Raw genomic sequence first — 602 nt, 5'->3', positions numbered from 1 at the left:
GCTTCAAAGCCTCCCACCTATCCTACACAGATTGATTCAAAGTCCAATGCAAAGCTACAGTAAAGGTTCATGGGGTCTTTCCGTCTAGCCGCGGGTAGATTGCATCATCACAAACATTTCAACTTCGCTGAGTCTCGGGAGGAGACAGTGTGGCCATCGTTACGCCATTCGTGCAGGTCGGAACTTACCCGACAAGGAATTTCGCTACCTTAGGACCGTTATAGTTACGGCCGCCGTTTACTGGGACTTCAATCAAGAGCTTGCACCCCATCATTTAATCTTCCAGCACCGGGCAGGCGTCACACCCTATACGTCCACTTTCGTGTTTGCAGAGTGCTGTGTTTTTATTAAACAGTCGCAGCCACCATTTTATTGCAACCCGTTCATCCTTCCACAGTAAAGTGGTCAAACTACTAGGGCGTACCTTATCCCGAAGTTACGGTACCAATTTGCCGAGTTCCTTCTCCCGAGTTCTCTCAAGCGCCTTAGAATACTCATCTCGCCCACCTGTGTCGGTTTGCGGTACGGTCTCGTATGACTGAAGCTTAGAGGCTTTTCTTGGAACCACTTCCGATTGCTTCAGAACCTAAGTTCCTCGTCTC

At 49.2% G+C, this 602-nt stretch carries 1 rRNA gene; it reads right to left on the bottom strand.

Going from position 1 to position 602, the window contains the following annotated elements:
- A 23S ribosomal RNA gene (locus NX775_RS23935) occupies window positions 1–602 on the bottom strand; the annotation flags it as partial.

Origin of the sequence: Massilia aurea, assembly GCF_024753205.1 — a bacterium.
Lineage (GTDB): Bacteria > Pseudomonadota > Gammaproteobacteria > Burkholderiales > Burkholderiaceae_D > Telluria > Telluria aurea.
The sequence above is the reverse complement of the archived record's forward strand: the minus strand, read 5'-3'. Positions and strand labels throughout refer to the sequence as shown.